The sequence below is a fragment of the Rhodobacteraceae bacterium D3-12 genome, from assembly GCA_025916135.1.
Classification (GTDB): domain Bacteria; phylum Pseudomonadota; class Alphaproteobacteria; order Rhodobacterales; family Rhodobacteraceae; genus JAKGBX01.
Genome location: CP104793.1, coordinates 2,974,453 through 2,989,644, shown reverse-complemented (window position 1 = coordinate 2,989,644; position 15,192 = coordinate 2,974,453). Strand labels below are relative to the sequence as shown.

Genomic DNA, 15,192 nt, shown 5'->3' with positions numbered 1-15,192 from the left:
TTTGCTCCTGATGCGCCCGCTGATCTTGCGGATTAGTTCTATTCGTCGGCGTAATTCGCCTTTTGAACCGGCCCCTTCTGGGCCCGGTGTGGGCCTCTTAGCATGCGGGTGACGGCAGGGAACAGGCAGCTTTGACGCAGTTAGCGCAACCAAGTTCGGATTAACGCAATCATCCGCCGGTTCTCATAAGATTTTTTCCGATATGAAACGAAAAGTGAGGCAAATTAGTCATTCTTAAGCGATTTTCGCGCCACATTTGCCGCGAAACCTTTACTGATCTGCAGTTGGGGATTGATTGTGGGAAGGAAAGCGGCAATTGTGCCAGAAAAAACAAGCATAATGAGCAGTATAAAGGACTTCAGACATGTCAAAAATCGCCCTTGTGGACGATGATCGGAATATCCTGACATCCGTGGCCATGACCCTTGAGGCAGAGGGTTTTGAGGTCGAAACATATCATGACGGTCAGCAGGCGCTTGACGCGTTTAACCGGAAATTGCCCGATATGGCGGTTCTGGATATTAAAATGCCGCGTATGGACGGGATGGATTTGTTGCAGCGTCTGCGCCAAAAAACCACCATGCCGGTCATTTTTCTGACGTCTAAAGATGACGAAATCGACGAGGTTCTGGGCCTGCGAATGGGCGCGGACGATTATGTCAAAAAACCGTTCAGTCAGCGTCTTTTGGTCGAGCGGATCCGTGCGCTGTTGCGTCGCCAAGACGCCGTGGCGGGTGATATCGTTGGGGACACCGAAGAAACCAAGGTGATGGAACGTGGCGATCTGCGGATGGACCCGCTGCGTCATGCGGTTGCGTGGAAGGGCAAGGATGTGTCGCTGACCGTGACAGAATTCCTTTTGCTTCAAGCGCTTGCCCAGCGTCCCGGCTTCGTCAAGTCGCGCGATCAGCTGATGGATGTGGCCTATGACGACCAAGTGTATGTTGATGACCGCACGATCGACAGCCACATCAAACGGTTGCGCAAAAAGATGCGTAGCGTGGACGGCGATTTCTCTGCGATTGAGACGCTCTATGGTATCGGCTACAGGTATAACGAAGAATAAGGTGATCGCCTGAGGCTTTACCTGAGGCTCTAGCCGAAAGGATCAACGTGCGCGACATGGCGCCTGAACACGACGGTGATATTGTTCTGGGTGACGATTTTGTTGCTCCGGGCAGTACAGTGGACGATGAGGTCCGCGTTTCGAGAGAGAAGCGCGGATTGTTCTCGTTGCGCGCGTCGCCTCTGGCGCGCAAGATCATCACTTTCAACCTGATTGCGCTCAACATTCTTGTGGCGGGTATTTTGTATCTCAATTCGTCGCGGGACGGATTGGCGTTGCAACGGGTGCGTGGGCTTGCCAGCGAAGTTGAGCTGATCTCGGATGTGTTTGAGGCACAGATGGGCGGCACCGCGCCTGTCAATCTTGCCGCTGGTGACGGGATCGACGTGACGGCGACGCTTGACGGGCTGGACATGCGCAAAGGGGTGCAGGTCTTTCTGTTTGACACCTCTGGTGAGTTGGTCGGCACGGCGGGCGGGCGCGGGATTGCGTCGCCATTGTCCGATAGCAAAACCGACGGGCGAACCTATCTGACGGATGGGTTGTCGTGGCTCTGGACCAAGATTTCCGGCCTGTTTACCGGCGAGAAACCCGCCAAACCCCTGATTGCGGTTGAAGATCAGGCGCGCCAATTGGTGACCAGCACGCTGCAAGATGGCGCACAGGTTGTCGCGGGAAGCGAGGGGGAAGGGCGCGTTTACACCGTGTCGACCCAAGTGAAACAAGGCGATAACGTGGTCGGGGTGCTTATTCTTGCCTCGACATCGGGTGAGATTGATTACCTCGTCCGGGTTGAGCGTGAGCGCGTGTTGCAGATGTTCGTTGTCGGAACGCTGGTTTCGATTGGATTAAGCCTTGTTCTGGCCTCGACCATCGCCAACCCGATCAGCGACCTTGCCGCGGCGGCAGAGATTGGCCGCGACCGGGACAACCGCCAGAAGTCCACCGGGCGCATTCGGATTCCGGATTTGACGGCGCGGCCTGATGAAATCGGCCGCCTGTCCGGGGCGCTGCGCGGTATGGTGAACGCGCTTTATGACCGGATTGATGGCAACGAACAATTCGCCGCCGACGTGGCGCATGAGATCAAGAACCCGCTCGCCAGCCTGCGCAGTGCGGTGGGCAGTCTACGTATGGTCAAGAAAGAAGAGCAGCGCGGCAAATTGTTGGATGTGATCGAACACGATGTGCGCCGGCTTGACCGTTTGGTCAGCGATATCTCCAACGCGTCGCGCCTTGATAGCGAGCTTGTGAAAGAAGAGCAGGAGAGCTTTGACCTTCTCAAGATGCTGGGCAACCTGTGCGAATTTCTGGGCGAGGACGCGAAATCAAAGGGGATCGACTTTATCAGCGATTTGCCCGCGAATGCGATTGTCATCGACGGGCTGGAAGCGCGATTGGCGCAGGTGTTTGTCAACCTGATCACCAACGCGATTTCGTTTTGTGAAGATGGCGATGCGATCCGCGTCTGGGCACGGCAGCGGCAAAACCGGGTGCTTGTCGTGGTCGAAGACACCGGTCCGGGCATCCCCGATGAAGCCCTGCAAAAAGTATTCAAGCGGTTCTATTCCGAACGGCCAGAAGGGCAGTTTGGCAACAACTCCGGCCTTGGACTGGCGATTTCGAAACAGATTGTCGAGGCGCATGACGGCGTGATCTGGGCCGAAAACATCCGCCCGACCGATGCCGATATCACCTCTGATCCGCTGGGCGCACGGTTTGTCGTGGGCCTGCCTGCCTGTCTGAGCCTTCGGGGCTGGCGCTGTGGTCGGGGAGCACTCCAAAACGGCGGGCGGCGAGCCAACGATTGTGCATGCAAGCTGTGTTGGGATTGCGGGGCGCGGTGTCCTGATCCTTGGCCCATCGGGGGCGGGGAAATCGGCCCTTGCTTTGCGGCTTATGGCGCTGGGTGCGGGGTTGGTTGCGGATGATCGCGTGATCCTTGAGCGGCAAGAAGAGGCGGTGATCGCAGATGCGCCTGCCCAGATTGCAGGTCTGATCGAAGCACGCTTTGTGGGTATTCTGAACGCGGCGACGGCGGGGCCGACCGCTTTGGCGTTGGTCGTCGATCTGGATCACGACGAAAATGAGCGTCTTCCCCCGAAAAGACACAAGAATCTGCTGGGGGTTTCCTTGCCGCTTCTTCACAATAGCGCGACAGGTCATTTTCCGGCGGCGATTCTGCAATATCTAAAGGCAGGACGTTCCGACTAACCGCAACGAAAGCAGAGTAGACATGGCACCGCTAGACCGATCCGCGACTGTTCCGCGCTGTGTGATGGTCACCGGCCCGTCCGGGGCCGGGCGCTCGACCGCGATCCGGGCGTTGGAAGACCTTGGGTTCGAGGCCATCGACAACTTGCCGCTTAGCCTGTTGCCGGGGTTGTTAGAGGGGGCACAACACGACCGCCCGCTGGCATTGGGGGTGGACACGCGCAACCGCGAGTTTTCGGCCAATGCCCTGATCGAGACGATCGACCGGTTCGGCGAGGAATATGGCCGCCAGCTTGAGCTGTTTTACCTAGATTGTCGTGAGGGCGTCTTGTTGCGCCGGTTCTCGGAAACCCGGCGACGTCACCCAATGGCCCCGGCAGAAAGCCCCGGCGAGGGGATCGCGCGCGAATTCGACCTGTTGGGGCCGATCCGGGCGCGGGCCGATTTCCTTGTTGATACGTCCGAAATGACGCCCCATGAATTGCGCGCCGAGGTGGAACGCTGGTTCGCGCCGGAAGCGGGGCAGGGGCTTGCGGTTTCGTTAAACTCTTTCTCTTACAAACGCGGGTTGCCTAGGGCGATCGACATGGTGTTCGACTGCCGGTTTTTGCGTAACCCTTATTGGGATGAGGCCCTGCGCGGGCTGAACGGAACCGACGCACGGGTGCAGGCCTATGTTGCCGAGGACGCGCGCTATGACGCGTTTTTCGAGCAGGTGCGCGGTTTGGTTGAAATGCTGCTGCCGGCCTATTCCGACGAGGGAAAAACACACTTGTCGATCGGCTTTGGCTGCACCGGCGGGCAACATCGTTCGGTCACATTGACGGAAAACCTTGCCAAAGCCCTTGCAGAAGCGGGCTGGCGGGTGTCAATTAGGCACCGCGAACTCGAACGGCGGTCGGGCGAAATCACCCGAAGTTGAGCCGGGGAGGGGTGGAAGAATGTTTCAAGGGGATCCTGCTTGATCGGAATCGTGATCGTCGCACATGGCGGATTGGCACAGGAATACCTGTCCGCGATGGAGCACGTCGTAGGCGTGCAAAAAGGTGTGCGCAGCGTAGCCATATCCGCCGATTGTGACCGCGGCGTGAAGCAATCCGAAATTTGCGGCGCGGCTGATAACGTGGATCAGGGCGATGGTGTCGTGATGGTTGTCGATATGTTCGGCGGATCACCGTCGAACCTGTCGCTTCAGGCCTGCGCCAAGGAAAAGCGGCGCATCCTCTATGGTGCCAACCTTCCCATGCTTATCAAGCTTGCGAAATCCCGCCATCTGAACGTGGCCGACGCGGTGCGTTTGGCCAAAGAGGCAGGTCGCAGATATATTGACAGTCAGAACATTAGTGCCGAGGCGTAAATCCGATGAGTGAGACGACAATTCGTAAATTGACCATCGTGAACGAGAAGGGCCTGCATGCCCGCGCGTCGGCCAAACTGGTTGAGGTTGTGGAAGGCTTTGACGCTTCTGCCGAGATCAGCCGCGATGGCGTGAGCGCCAGCGGCGACAGCATCATGGGTCTTTTGATGTTGGCAGCGTCGAAAGGAAGCACTATTGACGTGCAAACCTTCGGAGCGGATGCCGAGGCGCTGGCGTTTGCCATTGAGGCGCTGGTGGCGGATCGTTTCGGCGAGGACATGTAAACGCGCCCACCGGGCGACAGTGCGACAAACAGAGTGACAAGCGGAGTTGAACCCAGTTGGAGGACAGTTACCGGGACAGCAATGCAACCGGAGCCCCCGATGTTGACGGGGTCGTCGACAGTGCAGTTGCCGGGGCAGAGGATGCCCCGATCCGGCATGACCGCCGGTCGCTGACCTATGCCAACTCGTTTGACAGCCCGATCCAAGGCACGGTGATCCGCGCGATTGAATGGGTTACCGGCAAAGTTTCGATCATTCGCATGGTGCGCAAGTTTGAACGGATGGGCGCGCCGCGCGGCCAAGCGTTTTGGCCCGCGACGCTCAAAGTCATGGGCATTGACCTTGGCACCCCGGATGAGCAGCTGGCACGCATCCCGAAAGAGGGGCCGGTTGTGGTGGTGGCGAACCATCCGCATGGGCTTGTTGATGGGATGATTTTGGCCGATCTGATCGGGCGCGTTCGCAATGATTACCGCATCCTGACGCGCGCATTGTTGACCGGAATTGATGAGGTCGCCTCATCCTATATGATCCCGGTGCCGTTTCCCTATGAGGAAAATGCCCAAGCGAAATTCGTTGAAATGCGGCGTCAGGCGATGGCGCATCTCAAGGCTGGCGGGCTGGTGACGCTGTTCCCCTCCGGGGTTGTGGCCTCGTCCGACACGATGTTTGGCCCGGCGATCGAGCGGGAGTGGAATGTCTTCACCGCGCAGATGATCCGCCGCTCGGGCGCAAAGGTGGTGCCGGTGCATTTCAAGGGCTCAAACTCGCGCTGGTATCAAATTGCCAACCGTATCTCCGCGACGTTGCGACAGGGGCTGTTGCTGCACGAGATCGTCTACAGCTGTAACAAGCCGCAATCGCCTGTCGTCGGCCATCCGATCCCCGATGAGAAAACAGCCATGGTCAAAGACGACCCGCGCGGGTTTATGACGTGGCTGCGCGAGCATACGCTGTCGCTCAAGGATTGAGCGCGCGGGCGACAAAAATTTTTGGCAAGTAAGCTCAAAAGAGTGTCGCTTTCGGGCGGGTTTGCAGGAATGATGCACGGGCAATGTCGGATCAACTGATCTAGAGGAAAAGCCATGCCCCTTGCTATGAACCGAGACGTTTTTATCACCTGTGCCGTGACCGGATCGGGCGGGACGCAGGACCGTTCTCCACATGTGCCGCGCAGCCCCGAGGAGATCGCCAGCAGCGCAATTGATGCCGCCCGTGCCGGGGCGGCGGTGGTGCATTGCCATGTGCGCGACCCGGAAAGCGGTGCCCCGAGCCGTCGGCTTGATCTCTACCGCGAGGTCACGGACCGCATTCGCGAAGCCGAGGTTGATGTGGTTTTGAACCTGACCGCAGGGATGGGGGGCGACATTATTTTCGGCCCGACAGAAAGCCCGCTTCCTGTGCAAGACGGGACCGACATGATCGGCGCGGCCGAACGGGTCGAACATATCAAGCAATGCCTTCCAGAGATTTGCACGCTTGATTGCGGCACGATGAATTTCGCCGAGGCCGACTATGTCATGACGAACACCCCGGGCATGTTGACCGCGATGGGCCGGATGATGACCCATCTTGGCGTGAAGCCCGAGATCGAGGCGTTTGACACCGGCCATTTGTGGTATGCCAAGCAATTGGTCAAGGATGGGGTTCTGGACAGCCCTGCGTTGGTGCAATTGTGTATGGGTGTGCCTTGGGGCGCGCCCGATGATCTCAACACCTTCATGGCGATGGTGAACAATGTGCCCGACGACTGGAGCTTTTCGGCTTTTGGGTTGGGGCGCAACCAGATGGCCTATGTCGCGGCGAGCGTTCTGGCCGGGGGCAACGTGCGTGTCGGGCTTGAGGATAACCTCTGGCTTGAGAAGGGCGTGTTGGCCACCAATGCACAGTTGGTTGAGCGGGCGGTGGGCATTGTCGAAGGGATGGGCGCGCGGGTGATTGGCCCCGAGGAGGTGCGCCAGAATTTGGGATTGACCAAGCGCGCGCCGGCGCGTTCATGACAGTAACGTGAGGTGTATTATGCCAAGGAAATTAGTTTTTGCAGTGGTGCTTGCCTTGACCCCCGCCAGCGCGTTTGCGGCCGAGTGGTGGGAGGGGTTTTGGTCCTGGGACAAGTCGTGGTGCAACCGGGTTGACCAGATCGGCGAGGTGACGCCAGCGCCGATTGCCATTTTGGGAGGCGAGCTGCGCGGATATGAAAACACCTGCCGGATCGCGGACGTGCGCCAGTTGCGGGGGATGCAGGCGGTGAAGCTTGCAGTTGAATGCCAAAGCGAAGGCAGCATTTATCGCGAGTCCCGACTGATCATGGGCGAGGGCGATATGATCTGGATGTGGAGCGGACAGGGTGAGCCGTTGAAGTTCCATCGCTGCCGCCCGCCGGGCAATTCGGTGGATTGGCTGAACCGGAAATGATCCGTGGCCGAGCGTTTGGGGCTGCGATCTCTCTCGTGATGATTGGCGGGCTTGTTGGCTGTGTTGCGCCGGCACCAGACGTGCCGCCACTGCGTGATCCGGCGGCGGCGATTTCAAGTCAGGTGAACGTAACGCCTGAACGGCTGGCCGGGGCATGGGTGGTGCGCCGCTCGTGGATTGGTGATCCCTATCTGTCGACAGATGCCGCAGGCGGCATGGCGGGGCTTCGCATAGTGCGCACGCCACAGGGGGTGCGCCTTAAGGCGCAAAAATTCGGGATTGATGCGGCCAAGCGGGCGAGCTTTTTGCCCTTTGCCGCCGATTTGCGCACGTCCGGTCCGGGCCGGTTCGAGGAAACCGGCGGTCAGGCGTTTGGCGGTGCCGCGCTTTGGGTTTTGTGGATGGATGCGGACGACCGCACCGTTGCGATTGGCACGCCGAACGGGCGGTTCGGCTGGATCATGGACCGCAAGGCCACGGGTGGTCAGGACCGGATCAAGGCGGCAAGCGATATCATGGAATGGATGGGCTATGACCTGTCCAAAGCGCAAAGGGCAGAGCAATGAGCAAGGTTGCAGCAATCATTGGCGGTGGCGTGATCGGCGGCGGATGGGCCGCGCGGTTTGCGTTGAACGGGTGGACGGTGCGGGTGTTCGACCCGGACCCGGAGGCCGAGCGCAAGATTTCCGAAGTGATGGAAAACGCGCGCCGTTCCCTGCCGGGCTTGGGCAATGTCGCCTTGCCGCCGGAGGGCGCGTTGAGCTTGCATTCAACGATTGAAGACGCCGTTCAGGGGGCTGATTGGGTGCAGGAAAGCGTGCCCGAGCGCATTGAGTTGAAACAGAAAGTCTATGCGGAACTGATGACGCATGTTCCCGAAGGCGCGGTGATCGGCTCGTCCACCTCGGGGTATAAGCCGTCGGAATTGCAAGCGGGCTTGGCGCGGCCCGGGCAGGTGGTCGTGGCGCATCCGTTCAACCCGGTTTACCTTTTGCCGCTGGTTGAGCTGGTAACGACCGAGGCCAATGACGCCGGGTTGATCGACAAGGCCAAGGCGTTGTTGTCGTCGGTGGGGATGCATCCGCTGCATGTGAAAAAAGAGATCGACGCCCATATCGCGGATCGGTTTCTTGAGGCGGTCTGGCGCGAGGCCTTGTGGTTGATCAAGGACGGCATCGCCACGACCGAGGAAATTGACGACGCGATCCGCTTCGGCTTTGGCCTGAGGTGGGCGCAGATGGGGTTGTTTGAGACCTATCGCGTGGCGGGCGGCGAGGCCGGAATGCGCCATTTCATTGCCCAGTTCGGACCGTGCCTTGAATGGCCGTGGACCAAATTGATGGATGTGCCCGAGCTAACGGACGAGTTGATCGACGCGATTGCGGATCAGTCGGACGTGCAATCGGGGATGCATTCGATCCGCGAGTTGGAACGGATTCGCGACGCCAACCTTGTGGGGATCATGCGCAGCCTGCTGCGTGAGGATTGGGGCGCGGGAGCGCTGCAAAAAGCGCATGACCGCAAGAGCGAAGCCGCGGCGGGGCTGGTGCAGCATGTCGACCAGCTGGCCGATCTGTCGGGTCCGGTGCTGACGGCGCGGCGGGCGGTGCCGTTGGAGTGGCTCGATTACAACGGGCATATGACCGAGAGCCGGTATCTTGAGGCCTTTGCCGATGCGACCGACCGTTTCATGACGATGATCGGTTGCGACGCAGACTATATCGCGAATGGCGGCAGTTACTTCACCGCCGAGAGCCACATCCGCCATGTGGACGAGGCGCACGCCGGTGCGGTGATCGACATTCGCACGCATGTTCTTGAGGGCAAGGGCAAGAAAATGCACCTGTTCCATGAGATGTCCGAGGGCGATCGGCTTGTCGCGACGGGGGAGCATATGCTGCTGCATGTCGATCTGAAAACCCGCCGGTCGGCACCGCCCGCGCCAGAGGTCGAAGCCGCATTGGTCAAGGTGGCGGAGGCGCATGCGGCATTGCCCATGCCCGAAGGCGCCGGGCGCGCGATTGGGGCACCGAGGTGAGCCAGCGGGTTCTGATCACGGCCGGCGGGTCGGGGATCGGGCGCGCCATTGCCGAGCGGTTCGATGCGGCGGGGGCGCAGGTCTGGGTTGTGGACATTGCGGCGCCGGATGATCTGCCCGGCGGATGGCGCGTATCGGTCGCCGATGCAGCGGACGAGGCCGCGATGACGACGGTGTTTGCCCAGATAGAGGCGGAGTGGGGCGGGCTTGACGTGCTCTGCGCCAATGCCGGCATCGCCGGACCGACCGCGCCGGTCGAGGATGTGGCGTTGAGCGAGTGGCGCGCCTGTGTAAGCGTCAATCTTGAGGGCGCGTTTCTGGCGTCGAAGCTGGCCACGCCGATGATGAAACGAGCAGGCAAGGGCGCGATGCTGCTGACCTCTTCAACGGCGGGGCAATTCGGTTATCCGAACCGCGCGCCTTATGCGGCGGCGAAATGGGCCATTATCGGATTGATGAAAACGCTCGCGATGGAGCTTGGCCCGCATGGTATTCGCGCCAATGCGATCTGTCCCGGTGCGGTTGAAGGGCCACGGATGGAGGCGGTTTTACACCGCGAGGCCGCTGCCAAGGGCATGAGCCGCGATGCGGTGTATGAGGGCTATGCTGCTGGCACCTCGATGCGCAGTTTCGTAGAAAGCCGTGACATCGCGGAAATGGCATTTTTTCTTGGCTCTGATGCGGCGCGCTATGTGTCGGGGCAGGTGATTGCAGTTGATGGCCATACGGAAAACCCCGACCCCAAGCCCTGAGTTTGAGGTTTCGATCCAAGCGGCCGATCAATCCGGTATCGTGCGCAACAGCGCGTTTGCTTGGTCTGGAAGCTCCCTCGCTGTGACTTCGGCTTCGCGCACGAGCTGATCGAAATGTGCGGTAAAGGCCTGCACCCGTTCTGTGTCACGAAAGGCGAGGTAGTTGCGCCCAAGATAGAGCACGCCGAGCATCGGCCCGAATATCGTAATGGGCGCGGAAAACAACCGGCGCGCGTCAAACAAATAGACCCGCAAACGCGGGTAGAGCTGTTCATGAAGCAGGATGAGGCGCTTTAGCTGCGCACGGCGCAGGGCGGCGTCGAGGCCGGAATAATACCCTTCGCCCTTGGCGAAGCTTGTCAGCTCATGCAGGGGCAGGGCGATTTCATAATCCGATTGCGCGCCGCGCATCCACGACAGCCGGTCCTCGGACGCGCCAATCGCCTGTGTCGCGGTGCGCCCCAGATGCAAGGAATATTCCCATTCAAGGATTTCGCGGGTTTTCAGCATGTCCGGCAGGGTCGCCGGGACGTGGCGGATTTTCATGCCGGCGGCTTCGGTGTGCCAGTCGAAAATCTGCTCATCCACAAGAGCGCGCGGCGCTTCGGTCAGGGTAAGCGCATTGGCCAGAAGGTTGGCGGCGGTTTCGGGACGGTCCGAGAGCGACAAAAGCCAATCGGCTGACACACCAAGCGCGGCGGCGCATTCCCCGACAACCTGTGCATTGGGCAGCCGCGCACCGGTGCCTTTGAGAAGCTGAGAAACGGTGGACCGATCCACCCCGATACGGCGGGCAAGGGCGCTTTGATTGACCTTGGCGCGTGTCATCGCCTGCTCAAGGCGGGTGCGGAATTGAGCGGCACGGATGCGTTTGTCGATTCTTGTCGGCATGCGGTGAATTATATCACCAAACGCGAGATTTGTTAATCATTATCGGAATGGGCGATCTCTGGCCGTGGGGCTATCTTTTTCGCAATCAATAGCAAAAAAGCAGGACCGCGAATGGAAAGCCCCGCCCGAAGCCTTGTTAAAGCCATATGCTGGAACATTCTGGGTCTGGTTGTCATGTGCCTTGTCGGGCTGGTGATGACCGGGTCGCTGGCGCTGGGGGGGGCAATGGCGGTGTTGAACACCAGCATCGGGTTTGTCTGCTATCTGTTTTACGAGCGGCTTTGGGCGCGGGTGCACTGGGGGCGGCATGGCTGAGCGGGGCAAGGTCGAATGGCCGACGTGGGGCTTGCTGGGGCTGACGTATCTCACTTGGGCGGTTGCGACGACTTGGGCCGCGGCGTTTTGGTTGCCGCTTGGCATGGTGTTGGTCACACTTTCGGCGGCGCTGCACAGCTCGCTAACCCATGAGGCGCTACATGGCCATCCAACGCGCAAAGCGTGGCTAAACGAGGCGCTGGTGTTTCCGGCGCTGTCGCTCTGTGTGCCGTATCGCCGCTTTCGCGACACGCATATCGCGCATCACCGGGACGAAAACATCACCGATCCTTATGACGACCCGGAGACGAATTACCTAGACCCAGAGGTTTGGGCGGTGCAGCCGCGGTGGGCCAAGGCGGTGCTTCGACTGAACAACACGTTGTTCGGGCGCTTGCTGATTGGTCCGGTGATCGGGCAGGTGTTTTTCATGCGCGCGGATTGGCGGCTTGCTCGTAAGGGCGCGCGGAGGGTGGTGAATGGCTGGCTCTGGCATCTTCCGGCGCTTGGGCTGGTGGTCTGGTGGATGGCCGCCCTTGGGCAGATGCCTGTCTGGGCTTTCTTGCTGGCCAGCTATGCGGCGCATTCGATCCTGAAAATCCGCACCTATCTTGAGCATCGCGCCCATGAGGCCGCCGACGGGCGCACCGTGTTGATCGAGGATCGCGGACTATTGGCGTTGCTTTTTCTCAACAACAACCTGCATGTGGTGCATCACGCCTATCCCAAGCTGGAATGGTATGCGCTCCCCCAGAAGACGCGAGAGGAGCGCGAGGCGTTTCTGGCGCGAAATGACGATTACTATTACCGCTCCTATGCACAGGTTTTCCGGCGCTATTTCTGGCGCGGCAAAGACCCGGTGCCGCATCCGCTCTTTTCGCGGCGCTAAGGCTGTGCAATAGGGCCTTATGGTCTGGATTCTGATCTCAATCGCGGCGGCGGCGTTTCAGACGCTGCGCTTTATGCTGCAAAAATCGCTAAGCGGCACATCGTTGAGCGCGGGCGGCGCGACGCTTGCGCGGTTCCTTTATTCGATGCCCTTCGTGATCAGCCTCGCGCTTGGCTCTCTGCTGTGGAGCGGTGCGGGCTGGCCCGTGTTGGGCGGCCGGTTCTGGGCGTTTGCGATGGTCGGCGGGTTGGGGCAGATTTTGGCGACATGGTGTGTTGTCGCGTTGTTTGCCCACCGTAACTTTGCTGTTGGCATCACGTTCAAGAAAACCGAAGTGATGCAAACTGCGCTGGTCGGCTTTGTCCTGTTGGGCGACCGGGTGTCGGTGGCGGGAATGGCGGCGATACTGCTTGGCCTTGTCGGTGTCTTGATCCTGTCGGACAGCGCGGATGGCACAGGCGGATTTGCGCGACGGGTCATGAACCGGGCCGCCGGATTGGGCCTTTTATCGGGGGCGTTTTTCGCAGTGTCAGCGGTGTGCTATCGCGGCGCAACGCTTGAGGTGCCCTCGGACGATCCGTTTATGCGCGCGGTTGTGGCGCTGGCGATTGTGACAACGGCGCAGACCTTGGCCCTGTCGGCATGGCTTGCATGGCGGGAAAAGGGCGAGGTGGCACGGGTGATCGCAGCGCGCCGAACCGCGGTCTGGATGGGGTTGAGCGGGCTTGGCGGTTCGCTTTGCTGGTTCATCGCCTTCACGCTGCAAAACGCGGCCTATGTGTTTGCCGTGGGCCAGATCGAGGTGATCTTTTCGATCGCGGCGTCAGTGCTGTTCTTTGGCGAGACCCTGAGCCGCAAAGAACTAGGCGGCATCGGGTTTTTAACCATCAGCATTCTGGCGCTTGTCTTGCTGGCCTAGCGTTTAGCAAAAGGCGACCGCGCGGGCGGGACACCTTGCGGGATCAGTCGTAAACGATGGGTTTGCCCGACAACGGCCCGCGCCCTTTGAGCCGTTCAAACAGGCTCGCCTCTTGTGTGTTGTTAAAGAACGGCACGTTTTCCGGCGGCGTGTGGTCGCGGACCCGCGCGGCGACTTCGGCAAGGACAACTTCGGTAATGAAGGGCAGATCAAAGCCGCGCACTTCGCTGACCGGGATCCATTGCAGATGCGACAGCTCATCCTGAGCCGAGGAAAAATCATCGAGATCATTGGCGACTTCGGAGGCATCAACAAGGAAGAACCGCGCATCAAACCGGCGCGGGCGGCCGGGCGGCGTAATGGCACGAAAGACGAATTGCAGCGGATGCGCATCGGGCACATAGCCAAGATCGGCAAAGCCGGCCCAGTCCTTGGGCGGTTTACGATCCCATGTGTTGCGCTGCCCGAGGATCAGGCCGGTTTCTTCCCAAAGCTCGCGAATGGCAGCGGTGGCAAGAGCATGGCTGAGGCCCTGCTCGGCCTCTTCCAACAGGCGGTCGCGACACACCTGTGGCATGCGACGCACAAGCGGAACGCCCGCATCATCCGGGTCAACCGCGCCACCGGGAAAGACGAATTTGTTGGGCATAAACGCCGCCTTGGCGCCGCGTTGACCCATCAGAACCTTGGGGGTGTCCATCCGGTCGCGCAATACAATAACGGTTGCGGCATTGCGGATCGCGGTCTTGTCGATCGTGCGCCCGCTTGGGGGGACGGATGTATCGCTGCTCATTCTGGCCTGCCTTCTCAATTAATCTGAGGCGGGGGTGCGGCCGGTTTGCTTGAGTGCTCCTTGCCAAACCCGCCCATCTGTCGGGCCCATTGAAACCCGATCACCGCCCCTTTCAGTCTGGGCAGAAGGTATAGCGAGAGTGTCACGCAGCCAATAGCGAAGATGGTGAAAAGCACCAGCGGCTCAGGACGCCACGTCACGAACGTGAAATGCAAAAGCGGCGCCATCAGGTGCCCCACCACCAAAATGGTTAGGTAAGCAGGCCCGTCATCAGCCCGATGATGGTGGAATTCCTCGCGGCAAACGCTGCAATCGTCGTTTACCTTGAGATAGCTTTTCAGCAACGGCCCCGAGCCGCAATTGGGACAGCGCCGCCGCCAACCTTTGCGCAATGCGGGCCAAAGAGGGCGTTCTTGTTCTTGCTGTGCAACCGGTGAAATGGATTGATCGGTCATGTCTGTCCTCGCGTGTTCCCGGCAAAGGTGGGCTAATCGCCCCAATTATTAAAGCCTTTCCGAGCGTGTTGCGGCGCGATGTCGCAAAAATTCGCACTGAATTGCAAAAAATATTTTCAAACCGCGACGGAAACGCTGAGCTGCTGCGTTTGTATCTTTGCAAACGGGAGAGAATGCCCGGCCTCACAAGAGGGGCAAGACCTAGAAAACCTATGATGGAGATCAGAGTATGAAACGTGAATATGTAATCGCAGGTATCGTGGCCGCCAGTATTGTTGCAGGGGCTGGTATGGCAACCGCGCAGGGCAAACAAGGCCATGGGCGCGGTATGGGCCCGATGATGCCAGAGTTTTCTGAGCTCGACGCCAATGGCGACGGCAACCTGACGCAGGCCGAAATGGAAGCCCACGCCAAGGCGAAGTTTGACGCCGCAGACACCGATGGCAACGGAAAACTGTCGGCTGAAGAGCTGCTTGAGGCTGGCAAAAAGCGCAAAGAAGAGCGCCGTGCCAAGCGTGCCGAGAAAATGCTCAAGCGGTTGGACACCAACAATGATGGCGAAGTGAGCTTTGACGAGATGCCGGGTCAGCAGACCCAAGCGGACCGCATGTTCAGCCGCATCGACGCCGATGGCGATGGCAACATCACCGAAGCAGAGATGCAAGACGCGGCCAAGAAGTTCAAAGAGCGTCGCGGCAAGCACGGCAAGCATGGCAAACCCGGTAAGCATGGCCACAAAGACGGTCACAAAGGTGAGCGCAAAGCCGATTAATCGTTAGCGAACAGCGGGGTGGGCGGCGTCTT

General features: G+C 59.7%; 19 protein-coding genes. 16 read left to right on the top strand and 3 right to left on the bottom strand.

Features of this window, described 5'->3' with window-relative positions; translation table 11 throughout:
- The first annotated feature begins 364 nt into the window (after positions 1 to 364).
- The 12 genes from N4R57_14785 (at position 365) to N4R57_14730 (ending at position 10,126) form a co-directional block, all read left to right on the top strand.
- Entirely contained in the window at positions 365 to 1,066 is a 702-nt protein-coding gene (locus N4R57_14785; protein UYV36277.1) for a response regulator transcription factor, read from the top strand.
- A 56-nt stretch (positions 1,067 to 1,122) separates the two neighbouring features.
- The gene (locus N4R57_14780) at positions 1,123 to 2,997 is read left to right on the top strand and encodes a sensor histidine kinase (protein UYV36276.1); all 1,875 of its coding nucleotides are present in this window, start codon (positions 1,123 to 1,125) and stop codon (positions 2,995 to 2,997) included.
- A complete protein-coding gene (locus N4R57_14775) occupies positions 2,897 to 3,280 on the top strand; it encodes an HPr kinase/phosphatase C-terminal domain-containing protein (GenBank protein ID UYV39590.1) in 384 nt (127 codons plus the stop codon). The genes N4R57_14780 and N4R57_14775 overlap by 101 nt, the downstream gene beginning before the upstream one ends.
- A 22-nt stretch (positions 3,281 to 3,302) precedes the next feature.
- A complete protein-coding gene (gene rapZ, locus N4R57_14770) occupies positions 3,303 to 4,202 on the top strand; it encodes an RNase adapter RapZ (protein ID UYV36275.1) in 900 nt (299 codons plus the stop codon).
- Between the two features lie 39 nt (positions 4,203 to 4,241).
- Positions 4,242 to 4,637 (top strand): PTS fructose transporter subunit IIA, encoded by a 396-nt coding sequence (locus tag N4R57_14765; GenBank protein ID UYV36274.1) that lies wholly within the window; start codon positions 4,242 to 4,244, stop codon positions 4,635 to 4,637.
- A gap of 5 nt (positions 4,638 to 4,642) precedes the next feature.
- A complete protein-coding gene (locus N4R57_14760) occupies positions 4,643 to 4,921 on the top strand; it encodes an HPr family phosphocarrier protein (GenBank protein ID UYV36273.1) in 279 nt (92 codons plus the stop codon).
- Between the two features lie 149 nt (positions 4,922 to 5,070).
- Positions 5,071 to 5,892, top strand: a complete 822-nt coding sequence (locus N4R57_14755; GenBank protein UYV39589.1) for a lysophospholipid acyltransferase family protein — start codon at positions 5,071 to 5,073, stop codon at positions 5,890 to 5,892.
- Between the two features lie 114 nt (positions 5,893 to 6,006).
- Positions 6,007 to 6,921: a 3-keto-5-aminohexanoate cleavage protein gene (locus N4R57_14750; protein UYV36272.1), complete on the top strand. Its 915-nt coding sequence runs from the start codon at positions 6,007 to 6,009 to the stop codon at positions 6,919 to 6,921.
- 19 nt (positions 6,922 to 6,940) lie between these two features.
- Entirely contained in the window at positions 6,941 to 7,336 is a 396-nt protein-coding gene (locus N4R57_14745) for a hypothetical protein (GenBank protein ID UYV36271.1), read from the top strand.
- Positions 7,333 to 7,902 carry a lipocalin family protein gene (locus tag N4R57_14740; protein UYV36270.1) on the top strand — a complete coding sequence of 190 codons (570 nt, stop codon included), beginning with the start codon at positions 7,333 to 7,335 and terminating at the stop codon, positions 7,900 to 7,902. The genes N4R57_14745 and N4R57_14740 overlap by 4 nt, the downstream gene beginning before the upstream one ends.
- Positions 7,899 to 9,374: a carnitine 3-dehydrogenase gene (locus N4R57_14735; protein ID UYV36269.1), complete on the top strand. Its 1,476-nt coding sequence runs from the start codon at positions 7,899 to 7,901 to the stop codon at positions 9,372 to 9,374. Before N4R57_14740 ends, N4R57_14735 begins: the two co-directional genes overlap by 4 nt.
- Complete coding sequence (locus N4R57_14730) at positions 9,371 to 10,126, top strand: SDR family oxidoreductase (GenBank protein ID UYV36268.1); 756 nt, start codon at positions 9,371 to 9,373, stop codon at positions 10,124 to 10,126. Before N4R57_14735 ends, N4R57_14730 begins: the two co-directional genes overlap by 4 nt.
- A 27-nt stretch (positions 10,127 to 10,153) precedes the next feature.
- Here N4R57_14730 and N4R57_14725 read toward each other — a convergent pair whose 3' ends face one another.
- The gene (locus N4R57_14725) at positions 10,154 to 11,017 is read right to left on the bottom strand and encodes a helix-turn-helix domain-containing protein (protein ID UYV36267.1); all 864 of its coding nucleotides are present in this window, start codon (positions 11,015 to 11,017) and stop codon (positions 10,154 to 10,156) included.
- Between the two features lie 111 nt (positions 11,018 to 11,128).
- Between N4R57_14725 and N4R57_14720 the strand changes: the two genes are divergently transcribed.
- The 3 genes from N4R57_14720 to N4R57_14710 are packed head-to-tail and all read left to right on the top strand — an operon-like array spanning position 11,129 to position 13,140.
- Positions 11,129 to 11,332 (top strand): DUF2061 domain-containing protein, encoded by a 204-nt coding sequence (locus N4R57_14720; GenBank protein UYV36266.1) that lies wholly within the window; start codon positions 11,129 to 11,131, stop codon positions 11,330 to 11,332.
- Entirely contained in the window at positions 11,325 to 12,221 is an 897-nt protein-coding gene (locus tag N4R57_14715; GenBank protein ID UYV36265.1) for a fatty acid desaturase, read from the top strand. Before N4R57_14720 ends, N4R57_14715 begins: the two co-directional genes overlap by 8 nt.
- A gap of 19 nt (positions 12,222 to 12,240) precedes the next feature.
- Positions 12,241 to 13,140: a DMT family transporter gene (locus N4R57_14710; protein ID UYV36264.1), complete on the top strand. Its 900-nt coding sequence runs from the start codon at positions 12,241 to 12,243 to the stop codon at positions 13,138 to 13,140.
- A 43-nt stretch (positions 13,141 to 13,183) separates the two neighbouring features.
- Here the strand turns inward: N4R57_14710 and N4R57_14705 are convergent, their stop codons facing one another.
- Both N4R57_14705 and N4R57_14700 read right to left on the bottom strand, forming a co-directional pair.
- Positions 13,184 to 13,933, bottom strand: a complete 750-nt coding sequence (locus N4R57_14705) for an NUDIX hydrolase (GenBank protein UYV36263.1) — start codon at positions 13,931 to 13,933, stop codon at positions 13,184 to 13,186.
- A gap of 14 nt (positions 13,934 to 13,947) precedes the next feature.
- Entirely contained in the window at positions 13,948 to 14,388 is a 441-nt protein-coding gene (locus N4R57_14700) for a DUF983 domain-containing protein (protein ID UYV36262.1), read from the bottom strand.
- A gap of 229 nt (positions 14,389 to 14,617) precedes the next feature.
- Between N4R57_14700 and N4R57_14695 the strand changes: the two genes are divergently transcribed.
- A complete protein-coding gene (locus N4R57_14695) occupies positions 14,618 to 15,160 on the top strand; it encodes an EF-hand domain-containing protein (GenBank protein UYV36261.1) in 543 nt (180 codons plus the stop codon).
- Positions 15,161 to 15,192: the final 32 nt, after the last annotated feature.